This is a genomic window from Epilithonimonas zeae, assembly GCF_023278365.1.
Lineage (GTDB): Bacteria > Bacteroidota > Bacteroidia > Flavobacteriales > Weeksellaceae > Epilithonimonas > Epilithonimonas zeae_A.
In genome coordinates this window covers 342,371-364,574 of record NZ_CP075338.1, presented here as the reverse complement: position 1 = coordinate 364,574, position 22,204 = coordinate 342,371, and the positions used below count along the sequence as shown (strand labels likewise).

The 22,204-nt window shown below is 34.8% G+C and carries 21 protein-coding genes; 9 read left to right on the top strand and 12 right to left on the bottom strand.

The features are described 5' to 3' along the window. Positions 1-11 precede the first annotated feature (11 nt). The 5 genes from KI430_RS01430 to KI430_RS01410 form a co-directional block, all read right to left on the bottom strand. Positions 12-602, bottom strand: a complete 591-nt coding sequence (locus KI430_RS01430) for a hypothetical protein (RefSeq protein WP_248876519.1) — start codon at positions 600-602, stop codon at positions 12-14. 36 nt (positions 603-638) lie between these two features. Beyond that, entirely contained in the window at positions 639-1,538 is a 900-nt protein-coding gene (locus KI430_RS01425; protein WP_248876518.1) for a TIGR01777 family oxidoreductase, read from the bottom strand. A gap of 87 nt (positions 1,539-1,625) precedes the next feature. Beyond that, positions 1,626-2,450 (bottom strand): S1 RNA-binding domain-containing protein, encoded by an 825-nt coding sequence (locus KI430_RS01420; protein ID WP_248876517.1) that lies wholly within the window; start codon positions 2,448-2,450, stop codon positions 1,626-1,628. 148 nt (positions 2,451-2,598) lie between these two features. Next, positions 2,599-3,414 (bottom strand): hypothetical protein, encoded by an 816-nt coding sequence (locus tag KI430_RS01415; protein ID WP_248876516.1) that lies wholly within the window; start codon positions 3,412-3,414, stop codon positions 2,599-2,601. 149 nt (positions 3,415-3,563) lie between these two features. Continuing rightward, positions 3,564-3,785, bottom strand: coding sequence for a hypothetical protein (locus KI430_RS01410; RefSeq protein ID WP_248876515.1), 222 nt, complete (start codon positions 3,783-3,785; stop codon positions 3,564-3,566). A gap of 295 nt (positions 3,786-4,080) precedes the next feature. Here KI430_RS01410 and KI430_RS01405 point away from each other — a divergent pair, with 295 nt between their 5' ends. After that, positions 4,081-5,841, top strand: a complete 1,761-nt coding sequence (locus tag KI430_RS01405) for a helix-turn-helix domain-containing protein (RefSeq protein ID WP_248876514.1) — start codon at positions 4,081-4,083, stop codon at positions 5,839-5,841. Here KI430_RS01405 and hisS read toward each other — a convergent pair. Continuing rightward, on the bottom strand, positions 5,838-7,187 hold the full coding sequence (hisS, locus tag KI430_RS01400; protein WP_248876513.1) for a histidine--tRNA ligase: 1,350 nt from the start codon (positions 7,185-7,187) through the stop codon (positions 5,838-5,840). The two genes, KI430_RS01405 and hisS, sit on opposite strands and share 4 nt — an antisense overlap. A 157-nt stretch (positions 7,188-7,344) precedes the next feature. Between hisS and KI430_RS01395 the strand changes: the two genes are divergently transcribed. From KI430_RS01395 to KI430_RS01385, 3 genes are read left to right on the top strand one after another with little or no spacing between them, the layout of a single operon-like run. Then, positions 7,345-8,925, top strand: coding sequence for a Na+/H+ antiporter (locus KI430_RS01395; protein WP_248876512.1), 1,581 nt, complete (start codon positions 7,345-7,347; stop codon positions 8,923-8,925). Positions 8,926-8,935: 10 nt separating this feature from the next. Continuing rightward, on the top strand, positions 8,936-9,391 hold the full coding sequence (locus KI430_RS01390; protein WP_248876511.1) for a nuclear transport factor 2 family protein: 456 nt from the start codon (positions 8,936-8,938) through the stop codon (positions 9,389-9,391). Further along, positions 9,391-10,005: an alpha-ketoglutarate-dependent dioxygenase AlkB family protein gene (locus KI430_RS01385; RefSeq protein WP_248876510.1), complete on the top strand. Its 615-nt coding sequence runs from the start codon at positions 9,391-9,393 to the stop codon at positions 10,003-10,005. The genes KI430_RS01390 and KI430_RS01385 overlap by 1 nt, the downstream gene beginning before the upstream one ends. Here the strand turns inward: KI430_RS01385 and KI430_RS01380 are convergent. After that, positions 9,998-11,149 (bottom strand): MFS transporter, encoded by a 1,152-nt coding sequence (locus KI430_RS01380; RefSeq protein WP_248876509.1) that lies wholly within the window; start codon positions 11,147-11,149, stop codon positions 9,998-10,000. The two genes, KI430_RS01385 and KI430_RS01380, sit on opposite strands and share 8 nt — an antisense overlap. Positions 11,150-11,442: 293 nt before the next feature. Between KI430_RS01380 and yidD the strand changes: the two genes are divergently transcribed. From yidD to KI430_RS01365, 3 genes are all read left to right on the top strand, one after another. Continuing rightward, positions 11,443-11,679: a membrane protein insertion efficiency factor YidD gene (gene yidD / locus KI430_RS01375; RefSeq protein ID WP_074233486.1), complete on the top strand. Its 237-nt coding sequence runs from the start codon at positions 11,443-11,445 to the stop codon at positions 11,677-11,679. Between the two features lie 480 nt (positions 11,680-12,159). Beyond that, complete coding sequence (gene lgt / locus KI430_RS01370; protein ID WP_410744672.1) at positions 12,160-12,966, top strand: prolipoprotein diacylglyceryl transferase; 807 nt, start codon at positions 12,160-12,162, stop codon at positions 12,964-12,966. 90 nt (positions 12,967-13,056) lie between these two features. After that, the gene (locus tag KI430_RS01365) at positions 13,057-14,256 is read left to right on the top strand and encodes a serine hydrolase domain-containing protein (RefSeq protein ID WP_248876508.1); all 1,200 of its coding nucleotides are present in this window, start codon (positions 13,057-13,059) and stop codon (positions 14,254-14,256) included. 53 nt (positions 14,257-14,309) lie between these two features. On the opposite strand, the gene KI430_RS01360 is transcribed toward KI430_RS01365, so the two are convergent. Further along, entirely contained in the window at positions 14,310-15,341 is a 1,032-nt protein-coding gene (locus KI430_RS01360) for a threonine aldolase family protein (protein WP_248876507.1), read from the bottom strand. 256 nt (positions 15,342-15,597) lie between these two features. Between KI430_RS01360 and KI430_RS01355 the strand changes: the two genes are divergently transcribed. Further along, on the top strand, positions 15,598-16,245 hold the full coding sequence (locus KI430_RS01355) for a metal-dependent transcriptional regulator (RefSeq protein WP_248876506.1): 648 nt from the start codon (positions 15,598-15,600) through the stop codon (positions 16,243-16,245). Positions 16,246-16,722: 477 nt separating this feature from the next. Here KI430_RS01355 and dnaJ read toward each other — a convergent pair whose 3' ends face one another. The 3 genes from dnaJ to KI430_RS01340 form a co-directional block, all read right to left on the bottom strand. Then, positions 16,723-17,841, bottom strand: a complete 1,119-nt coding sequence (dnaJ, locus tag KI430_RS01350) for a molecular chaperone DnaJ (protein WP_248876505.1) — start codon at positions 17,839-17,841, stop codon at positions 16,723-16,725. Between the two features lie 77 nt (positions 17,842-17,918). Continuing rightward, positions 17,919-18,458: a nucleotide exchange factor GrpE gene (locus tag KI430_RS01345; protein WP_248876504.1), complete on the bottom strand. Its 540-nt coding sequence runs from the start codon at positions 18,456-18,458 to the stop codon at positions 17,919-17,921. 222 nt (positions 18,459-18,680) lie between these two features. Next, positions 18,681-20,225 (bottom strand): S41 family peptidase, encoded by a 1,545-nt coding sequence (locus KI430_RS01340; RefSeq protein ID WP_248876503.1) that lies wholly within the window; start codon positions 20,223-20,225, stop codon positions 18,681-18,683. A gap of 115 nt (positions 20,226-20,340) precedes the next feature. On the opposite strand from KI430_RS01340, the gene KI430_RS01335 reads away from it, so the two are divergent. Continuing rightward, a complete protein-coding gene (locus KI430_RS01335) occupies positions 20,341-21,006 on the top strand; it encodes a head GIN domain-containing protein (RefSeq protein WP_248876502.1) in 666 nt (221 codons plus the stop codon). Between the two features lie 58 nt (positions 21,007-21,064). On the opposite strand, the gene KI430_RS01330 is transcribed toward KI430_RS01335, so the two are convergent. Next, the gene (locus KI430_RS01330) at positions 21,065-22,096 is read right to left on the bottom strand and encodes a LacI family DNA-binding transcriptional regulator (RefSeq protein WP_248876501.1); all 1,032 of its coding nucleotides are present in this window, start codon (positions 22,094-22,096) and stop codon (positions 21,065-21,067) included. Positions 22,097-22,204 lie beyond the last annotated feature (108 nt).

The following is a 22,204-nucleotide window of genomic DNA, read 5'->3' as shown; positions in this document are numbered from 1 at the left end:
TGATGATTTTTTTAAGCTATTGGATTTTCTTTCAGAACTTTTCTGCAAAAAATAATAATTAAAATAAAATTAATAATGATTAAATAGTAACCAATTTTAATCTGATCTATTGCTTCCAAAACTTCACAAAAATAGAGTAAAATTGTAGAAGTCGCTAATAAAATTAAATTAATTACAGATAGCCTTTTCACGGTTTGTATCTTATGAGTAAATGATAATCCAAGCATTACGATTTTTATTATTAATACCAACAAAAATCCAAATAATGGATAAAATGTTTTGTCTAAAAATGGATTTGAATCGAATTCTCCTTTACCTAAAGTGTTTATCAAAAGTCCATAAAAACTATAAGTCAAAGATTCTTTTTTATTAGCAATTTGAATATTTTCATCTCTTACTAAAGCTTCACTTTCTTGTTTTTGCGACAATCTTTTAAATGCATGTCCTGTGTCATTTTCCTTTATAATTGTATTTGTCGAATCTACGACTACAGTTTCAACTATTTCTGCTCTATGAGTGTCAGAACAGGTTTTTAAAAATGGTAAAAAGAAAAGTAGGAAACTTAAAGAAATTAAACTCCTAAGTGTTATTTTATTTTTCATAAATAAGAAACTGAATAATCTCAAATATACAAATTGTTAAATAACATCAGCTAAAGCTTTATCCAAATTATCATATACAAATTTAAATCCTGCATTCTCAATTTTTGCTGAAGAAGTTCGACTTCCTTCCAAAGCCAAAACTGACATTTCCCCTAAAATAGTTTTAATCATAAACTTGGGGATATGGGGAAGAAATATTTTCTTATTGAGATGAGAAGCGATTTTTTCGGTCAGAATTTCGTTGGTTACGAAATCAGGAGCCGAAGCATTATAAGCACCATTCATAGAAACATCTTCTACAGCTTTGAAATAGATATTCACCAAATCATCAATATGAATCCAAGGAAAATACTGTTTACCGCTTCCTAGAGCAGCACCAACATTCAGTTCAATTGGTTTTTTCAGCGTCTCCAAAGCACCACCTTTTTCTGATAAAACAGTTGAAGTTCTGATTCTGACCACTCTGCTACCAAGATTTTCAAATTGCAAAGCTTTGAGTTCCCAATCTGTACAAATGCTTCCTAAAAAATCTTCTGCGGGCGAATCATCTTCCGAAAAAATATGTTCTGATGTGATTTGTCCATAAAAACCTACGGCAGAAGATGAGATAACTGCCTCTGGATGAATATCTTTCTCCAGCATCTTTTCATAAATGAACTGCGCCGAATCTATTCTGCTTTTATAGATTTCTTTTTTGTAATCTTTCGTCCAGCGCTTACTGATCGAAGCTCCTGCCAAATGGATAAAAATATAAGTATTGTCTAAGGCACCTTCTTCTAAAAATCCATTTTCATAGTCCCAGATATAGGATTTGAAGTCTGTATTTTTTGATTTGGAACGAACAAGAATTTCAACTTTGTAGCCGCGCTCATATAGCTTTCGGGTGAGTTTCTTACCAACAAGTCCGGTTGCGCCGCTTATGAGAATTTTTTTCATCAGTTTTTATTTTGTCTTTATTAACAAAAACGATTCCAATGAAAAATTATTAGGATTGATTTTCGAAAAAGCTGATAATTTACAGATTTAAAGCAATCGGATTTTATCTTCCAAAATTTCGATAACTTTATCTTTATAAAGACTTCCAATTGCTTTTTTGAAGTTTTTCTTACTCATTTGCAACTCGTCTTTGATTTCTTCAGGAGAAGATTTGTCAGATAAATAAAGTAATCCGTAGTTATCATTTAGTTTATCGATGATTTTTTGTTTGAACTCGTCTACATTCTCAAAACCTTGAGGCTGCAACGTGATATCTATTTTGCCATCTTCACGAATAGTTTTGATATAACCAGATTCTTCTGACAGTGGATACAGTTTTTTGAAAACATCAGAAGCGTAGATTAATCCTATATATTGCTTGTTGATAACGACATTCCAACCTAATTCAGACTCGTTCATGACAATCAGATCTACTTTATCGCCATTTTTAAAAGGTAAATTTTCGTATTGGGGATTACGTTTGAATTTGGTTGTTCCCGTAATCAGTCCAGTAGCTTCATCGATATAGACATATACCAGATAACGCTTTCCTTCGATGATTTTAGATTTTTGCTGCTTATATGGAATAAAAAGATCTTTGATAATTCCCCAATCCATAAAAGCACCACTTGGCAAACTTTGCACGCTTGTCATAACTGCAAACTCCCCTATTTCGGCATTCGCTTTTTCAGTGGTAGCTTTTAGGCTACCTTCTTCCTGATAAACAAAAACTTCTACTTCTCCTCCAATTTCCCAAGAATCATCTGCAAAAACTTTTTGGATGAAAGCTTTTTCACCGTTTTCATCTCGAAGGATAAATCCGGATGAAATTTGTTCAGAAATTGTAAGAGTTTGAGTTTGTCCAGGCTTCATAAAAATTGAATTTGCTGCAAAAGTAACTAAACTTTTTTTATTCTGGTCTGTTACGGAAGATTCCGTCGCCAAAACAAATTCTTAAAACTACCAAACTGAAGTTGACCAATTTTACGAAGATTAGATTATTGAATTTAGACATTGTTTTTTATCTTATTTTATAAATTGATATTTCTGTAGAAACCTGTCCGAAAGAAAGAGATTCATTCTCTGTCATCAATCCAAAATTTAGTTTCTCTCCTTGTTTAAGGTTATAAATGTGATTGATTCCCGCCTGTGAAGAAAGAGACATCCTATTTGAAGTTTCAGACAAAACACCATCAAACATTTTTGAGCTTAATACAGTACGATTAGAAGTACTTGAATTTGATTTTGCAATCGCAACACTTGGCCTCTGAGTAACCGCTTTGTCATTAATATTATCAAATGTGATATAATAATTAATAACATACAATCCAGTTTCCGGAACTATATATTGATTATCTGCGATATATTCTGAACCGATTTCATTCTCAATTGCTGAATCAAATTTAATAGCCTGAAAGTTTAATTTAGATGAACTTAAGTCTATTGAAGCAAAAGAAACTGGAGAAATACTGTTTGCTGCAAAAGCATTTGGGTCGCTGAACATTTTCTTCCAAGTCCCTCTAGATTTATCTTGATTAGAATATCCTGCATCATAAACATAATAGCCAGAACTTGTAACTTGTTGTGTTCTACTTGATGTTTTTGAAACAGGTTTTGTAATATAAATCATCGCTCCATTTTGTGCCGGACCATAAAGATGATCTTTCATTTGAAGAGAATCTGCCGTAATTCTGGGTGGAATAATCCCTTCCGGAACCTTGGATGACATTGACTTATGTACTTCCAAAGTTGCTAACGGATTAGAAGTATTGATTCCAATTTGGGCATTGACATTACCCATTAATAAAACTAAAATAATTGTTGGGATGTTTTTCATCGCTTTAAAAGTAAATAAGAAATCAAATTTCAGTTTTATGACGTACCGATATTCATTTCAAATGCCTATTTTCAAATCTGCCTCAATCTAATTGAATAAATTGAGGCAGTTTATAGTGCTTGAATGAATGTTGTAAAATCTACTATAGATTACCAGCTAGTTCCATCTTTCACAGGTGGATCTGGATCTACAGGTCTTTTATTTGCAGTTACTGTTATTGTGTCCGTCTCTGTACTATCACCGCCTTTTTTAAAGCTGACATTGTCCTGAGGAGAAGTAACTTCCATATCAGAAGTTGAATCATCTTGTCTACAAGATACAAAGTTCAAAGACACAAAAGCAATTGCTAAGATTGAAATGAATTTTTTCATATTGAGTAATAATTTTTATAAATTTTATTGAGATGCAAAACAAAGGTTTTCTTCTCATTTTCTGTGACGAAATTATATCCTAATTTTGATACGTGAAAGAAATCATGGTCACGATTGGGAAATCATGACGTCCTAATTCACAAATAGCGACCAATATAAACAATTGATTTTCAATTATATAAACCGCAAATTACATTATTCTAATCCATAACCTTTTCTTAATAAATAATTTTCAATAATATTTGATAATTCCGTATTTTTGTGGACACAAATGATGAAGTTTTTAAAATTTGAAATGAAAAATTTTTTCTTTATCATATTCGTCCTGTTTTTCGGTTTTGTTTTTTCCAAAGACATTAATCCAAAAAGCTATGAAGATTTTCGAAAAGGATATGAAAGTTATTCAGAAAATGACATACGAGCTTTTTCTTACATCAATCCTTATATTCAGAAAGCAAAAAAGGAAAAAAAATATCCTGAACTTTTCCAGGCATACAGAGATGCGGTTTTCTACTCCAAATCTGTTGATAAAAAAATAAAATATGCAGATAGCTGCTTGGATGCCGCCTACAAATCAACAAGTGAGGACAGGATTTCTACAGCTTATGTACTGAAAGGCAGTATTTATTATGCAAAAATGAAAAAATATAAGCCTGCTTTGGATGAATATCTAATGGCTTATAAATATTCTAAAAATACGGGAGATTTATATCTTAAGAACAAGGTTTCTTACCATTTAGGAGTTGTTAAAAACTATTTAGGTTATAATGATGAAGCTTTAGATCTATTCCGAGAATGCGTCAATTTTTTTGAAAGTGAGGTTAATAACACAAAAGCTCATAAATTTCAAATCTTTAATAATCAAAAAGGTTATCTGAACAGTCTACATCAAATGATTATCTGTTATAGAAATAAGAAAGATTTTGTAAAAGTAGATTCTTTAATCAATATTGGATTACTAAAAACTTTCAACGAACCAGATTTTTCCCAAGAGAGAGGCTATTTCTTAAAAAGCAAGGGACTATCTGAATTTTCCAATAGTAAATACGAATCTTCAATCGATTATCTTACTCAGTCTTTGGATTTGATGAAAGAAGATTTTGCTTGGAAATCTGTTGATTACTTCTATATTGGAAAAAGTTATTTGGCTCTTAAAAAAGAAGATCTGGCAATTTCTAATTTTAAGAAAATTGATTCTATTTTTACTAAACAAGAATTTTTGTTGCCCGAATTAAGAGAAAACTATGAACTTCTCATCAATTATTATAAAGGAAAGAATGATGCAAAACAACAATTGTATTATACTACTCAATTATTAAAAGCTGATAGTATTATCTCAAGAGATTTTGCTTATCTGTCTCCTAAAGTTCATCGAGAATACGATACCAATGCGCTTCTTGAAGAAAAGGGTAAATTAGAAAAAGTTAATATTTGGGGTGGAGTGTTTATCATTTTGTTAGCTGGATTGGCCACTTTTCTCATCATTACTCTGTTCAAAAAGTTTAAAAAAGAAAAAGATATCCTTCAAAAATATTTTGTTTTGCAAGAAAAATTGCAAACACATAATTATACACGTCCTGAAAGTTCTATACCTGTTGTTAATAATACAGAAAATAATGACGATAAGCGATCTCACATCGCAGAGACGATAAAAGAAGAACTATTACACAAGCTGAAAGTATTTGAAGAGAAGAAACAATTCACTCAGAAAGGGCTGACTATACAGAAGTTAGCTACTCAGTTGGACACCAATTCCAATTATCTTTCTCATGTTATTAATGATAACAAAGGAATGAATTTCAACAAGTACCTAGGCGATTTGAGAATCAGACATATCACTCAATTACTTTTTGAAAAGAATATCTACCTCAATTATACCATTGATACTTTGGCAAAAGAATGTGGAATTGCTTCAAGACAAAACTTCTCAGACCTTTTCTTTGAGATCAACGGTATTAGACCCACAGATTTTATACGAAACAGAAAAAAAGAAATAGCGGGAGTTAATATTAATTCTTCTGTTGATAATATTCAGGGTTTAGTTTCTGAAAATTAATTCAGAAACTTACCTATTTTTAATGTTTGCTGTTCGCCGGAATTAAGATTTTTAACTGTCACATTTCCATCTTTAATTTCCTGTTCACCAAGAAAAACCAGATTTTCTATTCCTTTTTTCTCAGCATAAGTGAACTGCTTTTTCAATTTTGAGGCTTCCGGATAAAGCTCTGCAGAAATATTTCTTTCTCTCAGTTCAGCAATCAGTTTTAAAGCTTCAATAGATTCAGCTTCTCCGTAATTGGCAAAAAGGTACTTTACATTATTTACAGAATCTTCAGGGAAAATTCCAAGTTCTTCCATTACCAGATAAATTCTGTCCAAGCCAAAAGAAATTCCAATTCCAGGAATATCCTTAACGCCAAAAACTTCCGTCAGATTATCATAACGTCCACCGCCGCCGATAGAACCCATTGCAACTTCATCAGCTTTAACTTCGAAAATAGCACCGGTATAATAATCCAAACCTCGAGCTAAAGTAATATCAAAAACTAAATTTTGAGAATCGATGCCGAGATTCAAAGCATTGGTAATAACAAATTCTAATTCTTCAACGCCTTTCAGTCCGATTTCGTTTCCAGCAAATTTTTCTTTAAGATTAAGAAGATTTTCCAACGCATCTGTCGTTTGATTGAAAAGAAAATCCAGTTTAGAAATTGCTTCTTCAGAAATTCCTTTTTCCTGCATTTCTTTTACAACGCCTTCTTTTCCAATTTTATCAAGCTTGTCCAACGCAACTGTAAAATCAATCAATTGATTGGCAATTCCGGCATATTCGGCTAATCCAGAAAGGATTTTTCTGTTATTGATATGAATCGAAACCGATAACTTCAAATCTTTGAATGATTTAAAATACAATTGCAACAATTCAACTTCCTGCCAAAGACTGATACTTCCTACAACATCCGCATCACATTGGTAAAACTCTCTAAATCGCCCTTTCTGAGGTCTGTCAGCTCTCCAAACCGGCTGAATCTGATAACGTTTAAAAGGAAAAGCCAATTGTCCGTGATTCATTGCTACAAAACGAGCGAATGGAACCGTTAAGTCGTAACGAAGTGCTTTTTCGGAAATCTGGGAAATCAGTTTCTGAGAATTTTTATTGATCCAGTCTTCTTCATTGGTTTTTGAAGCGTAATCACCGGAATTTAAGATTTTAAAAATCAATCGATCACCTTCCTCCCCATATTTTCCTGTCAAAGTTGAAAGATTTTCGAAACTTGGTGTTTCCAACGGCTGGAATCCAAATAATTCAAAATTATTCTGTAATGTATTGATGATATATTTTCTTCTGGAAACTTCTTTCGCGGTAAAATCTCTTGTTCCTTTTGCTAAGCTCGGCTTCATTATATAAAATAAATGATGATTGATAAATGATAAATCGACTGCAAAAATAAGAATAATCAAACAAAGGTTTCTAAAATCAGAAATAACTTATAGGAAAAATTCGGGCATTTTCATATTTTTAAGAATTATTTTGAATTTAAAAACACAACAATAATTGATGCATACACTTTTACCTTTTTTGCTTGCTATGGTTGCGGCCATTGTGTTGCTTACCATTTTGGCCAATAAGCTGAGAATCGCCTATCCTATTTTGCTGGTGGTAGCCGGCTTACTCATCAGTTTTGTTCCTGGTTTGCCAATGGTGAGAGTAGACCCGGACCTCATCTTTTTCATTTTCTTACCACCTTTATTGTTCGAAGCAGCTTGGAGCATTTCTTTTAAAGAAATGAAAAAATGGTGGCGAATCATCGGCAGCTTCGCATTTCTGGTGGTTTTCTTCACGGCATTGTCAGTGGCCATTTTCGCCAATCATTTTATTCCCGGCTTCACCATCGGATTGGGATTTCTTTTGGGCGGAATTGTCTCACCTCCTGATGCTGTAAGTACGGGTGCTATTACCAAATTCGTCAAAATTCCAAAATCAACATCAGCAATTCTTGAAGGCGAAAGTCTCCTGAACGATGCTTCATCATTAATTATTTTCCGATTTGCGCTGATTGCTGTAGGCACTGGACAATTTATCTGGCAGGAAGCAGCTACCAGCTTTGTATGGATGGTCATCGGCGGTGCTGGAATCGGATTGCTTTTGGGTTGGTTATTCGTTCAGATTCACAAGTTACTGGATACAGAACCTGCTTCTGATGTCGCATTGACATTGATTGAGCCTTATTTTATGTATCTCGCTGCAGAATTATTACATAGTTCCGGCGTTTTGGCGGTAGTTGCCGGCGGATTGTATATGTCCTCCAAACGTTTGATTTTTCTTAACAGTGCCAGCCGAATCAAAGGTTACAGCGTTTGGGAAAGTTTTGTTTTCATTCTCAACGGCATCGTGTTTTTGTTGATAGGATTGGAACTTCCGGAGATTGTAGACGGCATCCGTTCGGAGGGTGTTCAGGTAAGAACGGCAGTTGGTTATAGCATTTTGGTGACAGCTGTTTTGATTTTGGCCAGAATTATCAGTGCTTATGCGGCTTTGGTGGCGACGATTATTTTCCGTCCCAGTGTCATTCCTAATGCTTCATCCAGACGCAGACGTTATCTAATGCCATTACTTCTCGGTTGGACAGGAATGCGTGGTGTGGTTTCACTTGCTGCTGCTTTGGCTATTCCGGTGAGTTTAAATGGCGAAGCATTTCCACACAGAAATTTGATTTTATTCATCACATTTATCGTCATTTTATTGACCTTGGTGATTCAGGGGCTTACCTTGCCTGTGCTAATTCAAAGAACAGGTTTGTTTGGGGGAATTTACAATGAGGAAGACGAATTGGAAACCAGACGAAAAATCAAGCACGGATTGCGACACCATATTTATGACAAATTGAAATTTAAATATGACAACGGTTTGAATGGAAATCCAGGATTTGATAGGATTATGAAACATTGGGAAGAAAAAATCAATGCGAATGACGACAACTGGATGAGCAATGAATCGAAAGAAATATTTTACGAACTTCTTGAAAACCAAAGAGAATATCTGACAGAACTGAATCAAGATCCGAAAATTGATGAGGAAATCATCCGTCAGCAATTGTATCAGATTGATTTGGAAGAGGAACGAATTAAGAGCATCTAAAAAATATAATATGAAAACCATTCAAATTCTGATAACGGCATTATTTATTTCTGTAATGACAATTGCCTGTAACAATTGTGATTCGAAGGACAATTCGACTAATGAACAATTCGTAAAGAAATATTTCCAATTGTTCAACCAACATCAATGGAAAGCGCTTTCCGAGCTTTATGTAGAAAACGCAGAATTCAAAGATCCAAGTTTCGGAACCAGAATTGTAAAGCAAAGCCGGCAAGAATTCGTCAGAAAATATTCGGAGTTAAACCAAATGTTTCCTGACCTGAAGGACGAAATCAAAACAATTTATGTATCTGGTAATAATAACGTCATCGTTGAATTTGTTTCGACAGGAACTGCGCCGGATAATTCCAAATTTAAATTGCCTATTTGTACTATTTTCACCATTGAGAATGGAAAAATTACCAAAGATTTTACTTATTACGATAATTTTGACGAAACTAAATAATGAGCCTTTTTGACGACCAATTCGACATCATAGAAAACATTCTGCCCTATGATGGAACAACTTCTTACTATGGAAAAATATTTTCTGAAGAAGAAGCGAACAATTATTTTCAAAAATTAATGACCGAAGTTGAATGGAAAAGTGATGAAGCGGTCATCTTCGGAAAACTTATTGAAACCAAAAGAAAAGTCGCGTGGTATGGCAATGAGGAATTCAGTTATACCTATTCAGGAAGGACGAAAACAGCTTTGCCTTGGAACAAAACCCTTCTTGAAATCAAAGAAAAAATTGAAAACGTAAGTGGCGAAACTTTTAATTCCTGTTTACTGAATCTCTATCACGACGGTTCCGAAGGAATGGCTTATCACAGCGACGGCGAAAAGGATTTGAAAGATAATGGCGCAATAAGCTCTGTGAGTTTTGGTGCTGAAAGGAAATTCAATTTCAAACATAAAACTACGAAAGAATTGATTTCTCTTGTTCTTGAACACGGCAGTCTTTTGATGATGAAAGATACAACTCAGAAATTCTGGCTCCACAGATTACCAACAACTACAAGAATTATCAAATCAAGAATTAGTCTGACTTTCCGGACAATTGATAAGTCTAAATAACCGGTTTATATTTCTTGATAAAAGCAAGACAAAGCAAGAATCCTAGCGCGGCCAAACCTGCACCAACCAACGACGGATAATTATATGACAATCCAAATTCTAAAGGAAATCCGCCAAAAAGCGCGCCTACAGAATTCCCGATATTGAAAGCGGCCTGCATAAAAGCAGCTGCCATCATTTCAGAATTTTTCGCAGAGCGTAACATCATAATATTTACTGGAGTTCCCACAGCCATCGATAAAGCACCACAGATGAATGTCAAAATCAAAGAAATAGTTTGATTCTCCGAAAAAAAGAACACACCAATCAAAGCAAGAATCATGGCACTTAAAAGTATTGCTCCAGCCAAAGCAGGACGCATCTTATCAGCCAAAATTCCGCCAAGAAAATTACCAACCACCATTCCAGCTCCTGCGAGAATCATAATATAAGCGATAAAATCAGTTTCGAATTTAGAAACATTAGTCATCAACGGTGTGATATAACTGAACCAAGCGAATAATCCGCCAAATCCAACGGCTGTAATAGCGATAATATGCCAAGCTTTTGCAGTTTTGAAGAACTCCAGTTCTTTTTTCAATGTTGTGGTTCGTAAACTGTTCATTGATGGAAGCAGGAATTTGAGACCGACAATTGTTATCAATCCAATGATAGCGACCACTCCAAAAGCATATCGCCAATTTAGCTGATGTCCAAGCCAAGTTACGAAAGGTACCATTGCAAGATTCGCCAATGTGAGTCCAGTGAACATCATTGCGATACTTTGTGCCTGTTTTCCAGGCTTTGCCAATCTTGTTGCAACCACAGTTCCAACCCCGAAAAATGCCCCGTGAGGAAGCCCAGCCAAAAATCTGATCGCCATCATCGAATAATAATCATTCGAAAAAGCAGAAAGCGCATTGAACAAAGTAAAGGCAATCATCAAGAAAATAAGGATTTTCTTTGGTGGATATTTTGCAGCATAACCAATCAGGATCGGTGCACCTACAACTACTCCAAATGCATAAGAAGAAATCAAATGTCCAGCTTGCGGAATGGAGATTTTAAGTGATTCTGCAACGTCTGGCAAAAGTCCCATAATTACAAATTCTGTTGTGCCTAATCCCAATCCACCTAATGCCAGTGGAAATATCCTTTTATCCATTTTGCAAAAGTCTTCAATTTAACGAGAAAAATCAAGATGTAGAGATTCAAAATATCGAATGGTGTTATTAAATTAAACTATTGTTTAAATCTAGTTAACATTGAACTGGAAATGGTGTATTGGATATTCAAATCTAATTTTATCCTGAAATCTCGCAGCCCGACTTAAACGGAGCTCATCCGCCTCTGGCGGATAGCGGGAGTGGAAGGCGGATTAAGCTGCCCAAAGTATTATAATTAGTTAAATTCTAACAGTGTTTTGATTTTTCTGCTATTTTTGCATAGCTCAAAATTATGCTGAACAAGATTCTGACTTTTCCGTTGGTGGTTTTGATAAAGTTTTATCAACTCGCTATCTCACCTTGGCTGGGAAAAAACTGCCGGTATGACCCGACATGTTCGCATTATACTTTGGAAGCTTTGAAGGTGCACGGACTGATCAAAGGGAGCTGGCTGGCGATGAAAAGAATCGGGAGCTGTCATCCTTGGGGAGGCGAAGGCTACGACCCTGTTCCGCCGAAACAACATTAAAATCAATTATCAATGAACCATATTTTTCTAAGATTTTATCTCATTATTTTTGCCGGAATTTTCCAGATGGTTTCTGCGCAGAGTGCTGTATCAGGACTTTCTGACGGAACTTTGAAAATCAACAACAAAGAAACGGTTGCTGTGAAAATCTTCGCAACGCAAAACAACACCAAGTTTTATGATGAAGCATCCAATAACATTCCGAATGAATTGGTTATTCTGAATGAAGACAACATCAAAGCGGAATCTGCAGAACATCTTGGAAGCATCCAGAATATCCTTTTAAAATATAAAGCATTCAATTTTCAATTTTTGGATAAGGATTTCAAACCTGTAGATGCTACGCTGGAGCAGAAAAATATTGAGAATTTCAAATATCTTCTGAAATCTAAAACCGTTATAAAACCAACTGACCAAGTAGAACTGGAAACCGGTTTCAAAATTTGGGATCCTATAAAAGGTATTAAATTAGGGCCTGTAATGCTGCATTTCTATAGTTTGATGTTCATTTTCGCATTTGGATTCGGTTATGTTATTATGACCAAAATTTACAGAATAGACGGTGTAGATGAAAAATTTGTAGAGCCATTTTTCACTTGGACTTTGGTAGGAACTATTCTTGGAGCTAGATTAGGTCACGTGATTTTTTATCAGCCAGAATTATTCAAAGAAGATTTCCTGAGTGTTTTCTTGCCAATCAGTACGAGAGGTGGATTGCATTTCACAGGCTTTTCCGGCTTGGCAAGTCACGGTGCTGCGATTGCGGTAATTGCAACTACATTATATTACAGTTTGAAAATCATCAAAAAAAATCCGCTTTGGGTTTATGACAGAATTGGGATTGTGGTAGCTTTAGGCGGCGCATTTGTGAGAATGGGAAATTTCTTTAATTCTGAGATTTTAGGAAAACCTGTTGACCCATCTTCGCCATTTGCGATTCTTTTCCCTCAGCAAAGTTCTGAATATGGTGTAACTATTCCACGTTATCCAAGCCAGTTATTTGAAGCATTTGGTTATGTTTGTCTTTTCGTTTTACTTTGGTTCTTGTACCGTAAAACTGATAAGAAATATCAACAAGGCTGGTTATTCGGATTGTTTTTCATTTTACTTTGGGCGATTAGATTCTTTGTAGAATTCTTGAAAGAGCCACAAGGTGACGAGATTATTCATTTTGCCGGGCTTAATACAGGTCAGGTTTTGAGTATTCCGTTTATGATTGCCGGTTTGGTGATTATGATTTATTCTAAGAAATTCAAACTTCCGAAAGAAGAAAATGCAACCGCATAAAATAGAAACTCCCAGATTTGGGAGTTTTTTTTTTAACAAAACAATGGTGTAACAAAATGGTCGTCCAATTGTCTAATTTGAAAAAAGTTTATGTCAAAAATATATTTGCTTTTCATTTCATTTTTTATTTTGATTTCCTGCTCTGTTTCGAAAGAAAATAAAAACAATAAAATAGCATTGACGAATGAAATCAATACCATTTATAATCAGAAAAAATTCAATGGATTTGCAGTTTCGGTTGTTAATGAAAATGGAACTTTGTATAAAAATGGATTTGGATTTTCCGATGTCGAGATTCAAAGAAAATACACTACAGAAACCATCCAGAATATCGGATCTGTTTCCAAAACTTTTGTCGGGATTGCACTTTTAAAGGCTCAGGAATTAGGACAATTAAAATTGGATGACCCGATTGATCAATATCTTCCCTTTAAAGTTATTAATCCGAATTTTCCACAGGAAAAAATAACAATTCGTCAATTAGCAACTCATACTTCATCCATTACTGATAACGAATTTTATTCCTCAAAGAACTATTATTTAAAGCCTAATCAAAATCTGAAAGGACTTAAGCTGACATTTGAAGATGAACAATCTTTCAATCCATCCGATTCTATTATTTCTCTTAAATCATTTTTGGAAAACGTTCTCACAAAAAATGGAAAATGGAACAAAGACAGTTTTTCTGCTCACAAACCAGGAACTATTTATGAATATTCGAATGTGGGAACTGCTTTGGCAGGTTTTATCATTGAGCAGGCAACTGGAGAATCATTCAATCAATTCACTAAAAAATATATTCTTGAGCCTTTGAAAATGAAAGAGTCTGGTTGGAAATCGGAAGAAATAAATATGACGAACTATTCAAGACTTTATGAAAATCCAACAACGCCTCTTCCCTATTACGAACTGATTACATATCCTGACGGCGGATTTATAACCAATGTTAATGACTTAAGTAAATACCTATCAGAGCTAATCAAAGGTTACAATGGCAATGGAACGATTCTTACAAAAGAAAGTTATAAAGAATATTTCAAACCGCAGCTTTCTGAAACCAATTTCATTGAAAGAAATACCAAAAATCCGTATAATGAATCTTACAATGTTGGCATTTTTATGGGTTTTGGTTACACTGGCTATGTTGGACATACGGGAGGCGATCCGGGAACAATGTCGATTATGTTTTTTAATCCTAAAACCAATCTTGGCAGAATAATGATTTTAAACACCAATTTCTCTGACAAAGAAGGGAACAAAGCTTTCTTCGACATTTGGAATGCATTGTAAAAATATCAAGATAAATTCAAATAAAAACTTCCGATTGAATCGGAAGTTTTTATTTATAATGATTGGATTTCATTTACAAAATCTTCCATAACCTCATCAGAAGTTGCCCAAGATGTAATCAATCGAATTGCTGAGTTTTCTTCATTAATCTTTTTCCAAACATAGAAATCAAAGTTCTCTGATAACTTTTCGATTTGAGAATTATTGAGAATTGGAAAAATTTGGTTGGTAAATGTGTCAGACAAAAACAGGAAACCTTTATTCTGAAAAGCAGACTTAATTTTCATTGCCTGAACATTGGAATGTTTTGCCAAATCGAAATACAAATCATCCTTCATCAATTCCAAAAACTGAATTCCCAACAATCTGCCTTTTGCCAACATGGCACCTTTTTGTTTGATATGGAATCCGAATTCATCTTTCAGCTTGTTGTTGGTGATGATAATTGCTTCACCTAAAAGTGCTCCATTTTTGGTTCCGCCGAGATAAAATATATCTGTTAAGTTGGCAATATCTTCTAATGTCAAATCATTGACTTCGGAAGTTAAAGCCTGACCTAACCTTGCACCATCCATAAAAAGATACAAATCATTGGCTTTGCAAAACGTAGATAATTCTTGTAATTCTTGCTTTGTATAAATCGTTCCGACTTCTGTAGAATTGGAAATGTAAACCAGTTTTTGTTTAACCTGATGTGGTTTATTGGTATGCGTATCCAAAACCGATTGAATGTGTTTGGGCTTCAGTTTTCCATCTTCGGTTACTAATCCGTGAACTTTGTGTCCTGTTGCTTCTATAGCGCCGGTTTCGTTGGTAAAAATATGTCCCGTCTCAGCAGAAACAACACTTTCGTGTGGACGAAGAATCGAAGAAATGACTAATAAATTAGCTTGAGTTCCACCACTTACAAAATGAATATCAACATTTGGATGATTAGTTTTTTTTTTAATTAATTCTCTGGCTTCCTCGGAATAATCATCGTAACCGTAACCATTTTGCTGACTGAGATTGGTTTGGATTAATGCTTCTAAAATATGGGGATGACAACCTTCTGAATAATCGTTTTTGAAAGAATATTTCTTCATTATTTCTACCTCTTTTTTGATGAATCAAAGTTATTGAATTATCTTAAGATAAAATTAAACCAAGGTTAAATGGCCTAAATTAATATATTTTGAACGCAAAGAGCACAAAGTTTTTTTTAAATCCTGTTGAAAATATTTTTAAGTTTTCACGAAGGCGCTTCGCTCAGCAAAGGATGACTTAATATTCAAATTATTTTAAGTTTTAAATTGTTAGAATAAAACATAATCTTTTCTAACTTTTTACTAATTTTGACCTATGAATTCTTTAACCGAGGAAAATTATCTAAAAGCGCTTTATCATCTTGTGAATGAGAATGATGAAGTTTCTGTGAATGATTTGAGCCGACAGCTTAACATCAAAATGCCGTCTGTAAATAGTATGATAAAGAAATTTGCAGACAAAAATTGGGTGAAATATGAGTCGTACAAACCCATCAAACTCACCGAATCCGGAAAAAAAGAAGCATCGCTAATCGTAAGAAAACACCGACTGACAGAGATGTTTTTGGTAGAAAAAATGGGATTTGGCTGGGAAAATGTCCACGAAATCGCAGAGCAATTGGAACATATCCACTCTGATATTTTCTTTGATAAAATGGACGAAATTCTGAACTATCCAAAAGTGGATCCACACGGCGAACCAATTCCTGATAAAGACGGCAATGTGATCCAACCAGATTTGAAGAAACTGAGTAAATGCAAAGAAAATGAAACGGTGGAACTGGCTTCAGTAACGACTTCTTCCGAGGAATTCTTGAATTTTCTTAACAAAAGAAATCTTAGCCTTGGAACTGAAATTAAGGTTTTACAAAAGGAAGATTTTGACCAATCGATAAAGGTTTTTTATAACGGTCAGGAAGAGAATTTTAGTAAAACGGTTTGTGATAGGTTGTTGGTGAAATAGAATTGTTTGATAATGAATAACCAATTAAAAGAATATAATTTCAAATACTCAAAAAGTTTATTAAGCTTTGAATCTATATTTGTCTTGGCAACTTTTGTATTAGCAGGATATTTGTATTTTGAGAAAAATAATTTGAGATTAGCTATCATCCTTTTAGTAATAGGAATTTTAAATTCTATTTATTACAATCAGCCGAATAACAAATAATAAAACTCAGCTTAAGATTAATAATAAAGGGATTACACTTAAAAATCACTTTTTAAGTTGGAATCAAATCAATGATATTAACATTGATAAAGTAAGTACAGGAAAAACTTCTGTAGAATTTTATCATTAACAACCAAAGCTGATAAAGATTTTGAAATTGAAATAAGTGAACTCAATGTCAGTGGTAAAAAATTAAAGGAAATAATAAAGAATTATAAAATATTTTATAATAAAAAAGAGACTTAATTTTAAGTCTCTTTTTGTTTATTCTTAGTTGAACATATCTTTTACTTTCTCGAAGAATGTCTTTTCTTTTCCGGTTGGCTCGGCGTTCATATCACCACTGTCCAATTGTTTCTGGAAGAATTCTTTTTGCTCTTTGGTCAATTTTTGTGGTGTCCAAACGTTGATATGAACAAACATATCGCCTTTTCCACCATAACCTTCGATGTTTGGAAGACCTTTGCCAGCTAATCTCAGGATTTTACCAGACTGCGTACCTTCGTCCACTTTGATTTTCACTTTTCCACCAACCACATTGATTTCTTTTGAAGTTCCCAAAGCTGCTTCTGCAAAAGAAACATACAATTCCTGATGAAGATTGTCCCCTTCACGCTTAATCACTTTGTCCACTTCCTCCTCTACTACAACCAAAAGGTCTCCAGGAACACCACCCAAAGGTGCATCATTTCCTTTTCCTCTTACATTCAGTTGGATGCCATCTCTAGCTCCGGCTGGGATATTGATTGTGATTTCTTCTTCTTCTTTAATTAAACCTTGTGCATTAGCTCCAGAAGGAATTTTATCCGCCACTTTTCCAACACCCTGGCAAGTTCCACAAGTGGTTTGGGTTTGCATTTGGCCGAACATTGTGTTCATCATCCTTACCTGAACACCGCTACCGCCACAGGTAGGACAAGTTTTAGAAGTTACGCCTGCAGCCAACTTCATCTTCTTAACTTTAACGGTTTTCTGAGTTCCGTTAATCATCTCTTCTAGATTCAGTTTGATACGGATTCTCAGGTTAGAACCACGAGATTGCTGCTGTCTTTGACCGCCACCGCCGCCAAATCCACCGCCGAAGATGTCACCGAACTGACTGAAGATATCCTCCATATTCATTCCGCCGCCAAATCCACCGAAACCGCCGCCGCCGGCAGCGCCACCCATTCCTGCGTGACCGTATTGGTCGTATCTTGCTTTTTTGTTGTCGTCGCTCAGAACTTCATAAGCTTCTGCCGCTTCCTTGAATTTCTCCTCAGCAGTTTTGTCACCAGGATTTTTGTCCGGGTGATATTTGATAGCCATTTTTCGGTAGGCTTTTTTTATTTCGTCAGCACTTGCACTTTTGGAAACCTCCAAAACTTCGTAATAATCTCGCTTGCTCATAATTTTTTATTGTTGGATGATGGGTGTCGAATGATGGATGTTGGTATCATCCAGCTTCCGACATCTAGCCAAAAATTTTAGTTTCCTGTAACCACTTTTGCAAATCGAATCACTTTGTCGTGTAGTTCGTAGCCCGTTTCTATCACGTCGACGATTTTCCCTTTCAAATCTTCTGAAGGCGCAGGAATAGATGTAATAGCCTCGTGTAAATCTACGTTGAAAGCATCACCTTGCTCTACGTGGATCACCTTCAAGCCTTTTTCTACCAATTTACTTTTCAGTTTTTGGTAAATCAATTCGATGCCTTTTAACTCAGCTTCGTTTCCGTTTTTGGAAATTTCTTTGATAGCTCTTTCAAAATCATCTAAAACACCAAGCATAGATGTCATCAAATCTTTAGAGGCATACAGGTAGAAATCGTTCTTTTCCTTCTGCGTTCTTTTTTTATAGTTTTCGAATTCTGCATACAAACGGATGTATCTGTCTTTTTCTTCTGCCAAAAGTTCCTCGGCAGTCGGTTGTTGTGACACATTTTCCTGATTTACGTTTTCCGTAGCTTCAGTGTTTGTAGTCTCTGTATTCAGGCTTTCTTCGTGTATATCTTTGTTTTCTTCCATTATGGTAATTTTACAGGGTTGTTTTTTCAATTCCTTTGCCAATTGTGTTTTTTTGACAATTAGGCAGAGTTTGGTGTTGAGTTGGAGTGTGAGAGGGTTTTAGAGTTTGGGAGTGTGAAAGTGTAAGAAGTTGAATATTTTTTTAGCTGATTTTATAAAGACACTTTACTCGCTCGGACAAAGATGCTTTGTTCGGACGAGTTAAGGCAAATATTTTTTAGCCTATTTTGTAGTACCTGTAATTGAAGTTCGAAAATCAATATCATCCATCACCCACTTCATTGTTTTATCTTCAGTATCAGATAGGTTTCCGAAATCTGGATCTATTTCTACATTTGGGATAACGCCTCTGTGCTGATTATCAAACTCGATATTCGGACGGATTAGTAAAAGTCCGATTGGTAAAGCTAATTTAGAATGTGGCAAAATCACGGTATTACTTACGCCGGCAACGGTTCCGTCGTTGGCACCGCCTGTTTCTTCGCCTACGATGGTGGCTCTTTTTTCGTATTTCAATTTTGCCGAAATCACTGATGACGCTGAAAAACTGGCACCATTTACCAGGACGTAAATTTTACCCTTAAACGCATTGTGCTTTGGTTTGGTAGGTTTAGAGGCGAACTCTCGGAAGTAATACTTTTCATCTTTTTTAGAAGACATAAAATAATTGCCAGCCAAAAAGAATGGATAAGTCACAGCAATATAAATCTTTGAAAAAAAAGTCTTACCTCTGAAGTAATTCTGATGCATACTGGACGTTTTAGAAGTCATTTCCGGTGTTTTCACCAATACAAATTCTTTATCCGTAAGATAAGAATAGAGCGTATTGATTTCCGAAAGCGATCCTCCAAGGTTATCCCTGATATCCAAAATCAGATAATCTGCTTTGCTATGTTTTATCTTTTCGAAAGTCTCTTTATAAAACTTGCTGGCCAAAGTTGAAGAAAAAGTTTTCACTTTGATGTAAGCAACACTGCTGTCAGCTTTTATGAATTTAAAGCTTCTGTTATAAGTTTTGGAATTAATATCATAATCCTGAACTTTTTGTTCGGCGGTTACCTTTGGTTGTACTTTATCGGTAACAAGTTCTTTATCGGTTTTACTCTGTCTTTTGATAGAAATATCTGCAATCTTATTATCGTATTTGGTCTGCAAAGCAACACTGTCCAGATAGCCTTTCTCCAAAGTATAATAATTCAGAAAAGCCAGATTAAGAAAATATTTTTGATAGGTCTTATTCTTACCATCGGAACTGATGAGCTTTCTGTATTTTTTAATCAGAGCTGATACATCTTCTCCATTGATTTTCAAGATCTCTGTCCCAACTTTTATATCCTTGATGTTCTCTTTATTTTCTTTAATAAAAAGTCTATCATCCACTACTTGATAATCCATCAAAGAAAAGAGAGGACGTTTATTTTTAAAGGCTTTTTGTTCTGCCTTTGTATACCTTCTGGAAAGCGCTCTCAGTCGGAGATGACCTTCATTAATGCTTGCGATGACAGGTGACAGTTGGAAATAAAATTCGTTAGGTGTCATTGGTTTTTTAAGACTGGTTTTCAGACTATCGAATTTATAATCCAAATCTTCTTTAGAAATATACCAATAGAGTTCCGGATGGAATTTTTTCAGTTTATTATAAGTGAAATCAATATCTTTTTTAAGTTCAGAAACCGGTATTTTTTTCTCTAGTAACAAGTTGTTTTTCCTGACAGACTGACAAGACATTAGAAAAATAAATACCAATAAGAATAAAGCTTTTCTCATAATGAATAAAAATAAGATTATTAAATCACACAACGGTAATTGCAGAATGAAATTTAACATATTCTAACATAAAGTGGTTTTAAATTTGTTGATCACAACGAAATTTAAATTAATAATGAAAAGTATAATTGTTGCAGCATCTGTATTTCTGATTTCTCAGTTTTCATTTGCGCAGACAAAAGATGTAGCGGCGTTCACATCACTCAAAGTCTTTGATAAAATACCTGTAGAATTGGTTTCATCCACTTCCTATAAAGCAGAATTAAGTGGAACAAAAGCCAATGAAGTTGAATTGGTTAGCTCAGGAAATGAACTGAAAGTGAAAATGAAAGCAACCAAATTATTGCAAGGCGATGATGTCAAAGTTATTCTTTATTATAAAGACATTAATCAAATCCAGGCCAGTCAAGGTGCAAGAATCACTTCAAATGACCCTGTGAAATTTACCAAATTAGAAGTTACTTCTAATGAAGGTTCTCAGATTGATCTTAATATTGACGCTGATGTTCTTGAAGGAAAAGTCAACACAGGCGGAATTTTAAAATTATCCGGCGATGTGGAATCCCAAACCGTAGTTGTGAATACTGGCGGACAGTATGACGGACAAAATCTGAAAACAGAAATTACAAAAATAACAACCAACGCTGGCGGAAACGCGTCCGTATACGCTTCTAAATCTGTAGATGCTACAACCAGAGCCGGCGGTGTAATAGATGTTTATGGAAAACCACAGATGAAAAATGAGAAAAAAGTAGTAGGCGGTAAAATCAATTACCGTTAACAGTTTGATAGTTTAGTAAAAAGTAGAAAGAAAAAACTCCCAAAATTCGGGAGTTTTTTTATTTTTTTCTGCTGGATGATTGTCTGATATGAAGCGTTGGCGTCAAAACCAATTTTTTTTCGATACTGATTCCGGAAGAATTGTCTTTGATACTTTCCAGAAAGACATTTCCTGAGATTTTCCCCATCAAAACAGGTGTTTGGTCAACAGAGCTTATTGATAACTCCATAAATTGAGTAAATGGCTCATTACTGAAACCAATTACGCCAATATCCTGAGGGATTTTAAGTTTAAGATTTTTGATTTCTTTGCATGCACCTAAAGCTGTAAAATCACTGGCAGAGAAAATAGCATCCGGTTTCACTTTGCGTTTCCAAAGACTTTTCATAGCACTGATTCCTTCTTCGATAGAACTTCCTGTATTGATAATATTTTCCTTCAATACTGGTAGATTATGATCTTTCAAAGCATCAATATAGCCATTCAAACGATTCTGATAAATTTCCAGATTCTGATCTCCAGAGAAATGACAAATATTTTTATAACCTTGGTTGATCAAATGTTCTGTTGCCTGATATGCCCCTTTGTGGTCATCAATCGTGATTGTACTTACGCCTGGTATATCTTTTTTTCTATCAAAAAGAATAATTGGTGTATTGGTTGTGCTCAGGATTTTTCTCACATAATCCATATCCGTCGTGTTTCTTGATATCGAAATGAAAATACAATCTACCTGAGTATGCAACAACGTATTGAGCTGTTTCTTTTCTATTGCAGCATCATCGTGACTTTGACAAATAATCACACGATAGCCGTGAGGAGACAGCTCTTCCTCTATTCCTCTAATGACGGATGAGAAAAAATTGGTATTGATATAAGGCACAATCACACCCACAGTTTTGGTCTCTCCACTTTGCAGGGCTTTTGCCAAATTGTTCTGTTTATAATTCATTTCCTTAGCTGTAGCAGCTACCAATTCCTTGGTTTCCTGACTAATTCTTGGATGGTCGTTTAGCGCTCTGGAAACAGTGGCTACGCTTACATTCAGTTTTTTGGAAATGTCATATATCGTCGTGTTTTTCTTAGTCATATATTCTTTTTGATGAATATTTGGTTGGTTGTAAATATATAAATAATACCCGTCACAACTGCTTCCGGAATCAAAATCTTTTGATTTCTTTTTTCAGTTTTACAATTC